General features: G+C 62.6%; 2 protein-coding genes. Both read left to right on the plus strand.

The window, feature by feature from the left end; genetic code table 11:
• Window positions 1-508 (plus strand): M10 family metallopeptidase C-terminal domain-containing protein (locus HCC78_RS33395; RefSeq protein ID WP_216671410.1); only part of this gene is annotated, 508 nt, incomplete at its 5' end.
• A 57-nt stretch (window positions 509-565) separates the two neighbouring features.
• Window positions 566-2,032 (plus strand): calcium-binding protein, encoded by a 1,467-nt coding sequence (locus HCC78_RS31950; protein ID WP_172332730.1) that lies wholly within the window; start codon window positions 566-568, stop codon window positions 2,030-2,032.
• The last annotated feature ends 588 nt before the right edge of the window (window positions 2,033-2,620 follow it).

Consider the following 2,620-nt stretch of genomic DNA (forward strand, 5'->3'; position numbering starts at 1 on the left):
CGACACGATCGTCGGCGGACAGGGCGACGACACGCTCTCGGGCAGCGACGGCCATGACGAGCTGCGCGGCGGAGAGGGCGACGACCTGCTGGACGGCGGCCGGAACAACGACCTGCTGATCGGCGGCCGCGGCAATGACGTCCTCCTCGGCGGCGGCGCCGCGGATGACCTGCGTGGCTATGCCGGAGACGACTATCTGTCCGGCGGTTTCGGACCCGACCGTCTGGACGGCAACAAGGGCGACGATACGCTGGAAGGCGGCAGCATGGAGGACACCTTCGTCTTCCGCGCCAATGATGGTTTCGACACGGTTCTGGATTTCGAGGACGGTACCGATCGGATCGACCTGACGGCGCTCAATCTCACTGGCTACGGGGCGAGTGTCTCGTCCCGTGTGGTCGAGACGTCGCGCGGGGTGCTGATCGACCTGTCGGAGACCTACGGCCTGTCGATCCTGCTCGAGGGCGTGGCCAAGGCGGATCTGTCGAATGCCGATTTCCTGTTCTGAACCCGGCCCCGTCGCGATCCAGAGCGGCACTGACACAATGACGGAAGGATATGAAAGATGGCCAGCTTCGTTCTGAACGGCACGAGCACGACGGCAAGGACGCTTGTCGATGGCGAGGAGGCCTATGTCGGCCCTAACGGTGCGCTGATGACCACCGGCACGGCGATCTCCGGCACCGGCAACGTCAACTTCATGATCGAGGGCTCGGTCTATTCCAGCACCGACGATGCGATCGAAATCGACGGAACCCGCGCACTGGGGATGATCGGACAGGACGGCAGCGTCTCTGCGCTGACGGGCTACGGGCTGCGGATCACCATGTCCGACGACTACTACCTAGAGAATGCCGGAGAGATCCACGCTTACGGCATGGCGGTGCTGCTGACCGGCACGGGCAGCACCAGCTTTGCCGTGTTCAACGACGGCACGATCTTCAGCCGCAACTACTACGGCATCTACGGCACGCCGGGGGCCAGCGGCGACGTGCGGATCACCAATGCCGGGCGGATCGCGGCGCCGGCGCCGGTCTATGTCACCACCGGCGTGCTCGAGCTGCACAATTCCGGCCTGCTCTCTGCAGTGGGCGAAAGCTCGATCAACCATTTCGCCATCTATTCCAGCAATTTGGATGACGTGGTGGAGAACACCGGCAGCATCGACGGGCTGGTCCGGACCAATTCGGGCAGCGACCACTTCCTCAATTCCGGCGACATGGACGATATCCTGCTCGGCAACGGCGACGACACGCTGGTCAATGACGGCGGCAAGCTCGGGGCGGTCGACGGCGGAAACGACAATGACGTGATCTCCAATTCCGGCAGCATGGGCACAGTCGAGCTGGGGGCGGGCGCGGACCGCTTCGACGGCCGCGGCGGCAGCTCAGGGCTTGTCGAGGGCGGAACGGGCGACGACACGCTGATCGGCGGTACCGGCGAGGACACGCTCGACGGCGGAGCCGATGACGACATGCTGCGCGGCAAGGCCGACGATGACAGCCTGGAGGGCGGCGACGGCAATGACACGATCGTCGGCGGACAGGGCGACGACACGCTCTCGGGCAGCGACGGCCATGACGAGCTGCGCGGCGGAGAGGGCGACGACCTGCTGGACGGCGGCCGGAACAACGACCTGCTGATCGGCGGCCGCGGCAATGACGTCCTCCTCGGCGGCGGCGCCGCGGATGACCTGCGTGGCTATGCCGGAGACGACTATCTGTCCGGCGGTTTCGGACCCGACCGTCTGGACGGCAACAAGGGCGACGATACGCTGGAAGGCGGCAGCATGGAGGACACCTTCGTCTTCCGCGCCAATGATGGTTTCGACACGGTTCTGGATTTCGAGGACGGTACCGATCGGATCGACCTGACGGCGCTCAATCTCACTGGCTACGGGGCGAGCGTCTCGTCCCATGTGGTCGAGACGTCGCGCGGGGTGCTGATCGACCTGTCGGACACCTACGGCCTGTCGATCCTGCTCGAGGGCGTGGCCAAGGCGGATCTGTCGAATGCCGATTTCCTGTTCTGAACCCAGCCCCGGGCGTGCCCCGGTACAAACCAATGCTATGACAGAAGGACTTGAAAGACAGGGAATCGCATTTGGAACTGACCGGTCACTCCTCCCCCGCGGCCCGACGCGCCGTCCTTTCCGGGGCCGCCGCGCGCCAGGCGTGGAACCAGCTCACGCTGATCCTCTCTTCAGAGCTACGGCGACCCTCACTGCAACTCAATTGGGCAATGCCAACAAAAGATTCGAAATATGATAAAATTTAACATTGAAAGGATTGCATTACATCTACGACTGTGGATTCATTGAAGCATAGATGTAGAATAAATAGTTGCAGTTGTTGAAACTTTCGTTCCCCGCAGAAGTTTCTTTCAATTATTTTCTGTGTCGCCATGTTCTCATGGCGGCACTTTTTCGTCGGAAGAAATCCATTTTTTCGTCTGGGATGAAATCATAGCCACCAGCCCGAGCGGGTCACGGCAGCCATCCCATCGCCTCGCACGGCGAGCACCTTAGCAGGATGCTGAAATAGTCGGGCCTCGACGTCGTCTGCGGAACATGATTCATCCGCCGCGGATCAACGGCGGAGACAGGCATGCGCGGTGCGGA

The organism is Mangrovicoccus sp. HB161399 (assembly GCF_013184745.1).
Taxonomy (GTDB): domain Bacteria; phylum Pseudomonadota; class Alphaproteobacteria; order Rhodobacterales; family Rhodobacteraceae; genus Mangrovicoccus.

Excerpts from the sequence above, each read along its gene's own strand:
- HCC78_RS31950 (WP_172332730.1), top strand. The coding sequence starts at position 566 with ATGGCCAGCTTCGTTCTGAACGGCACGAGCACGACGGCAAGGACGCTT.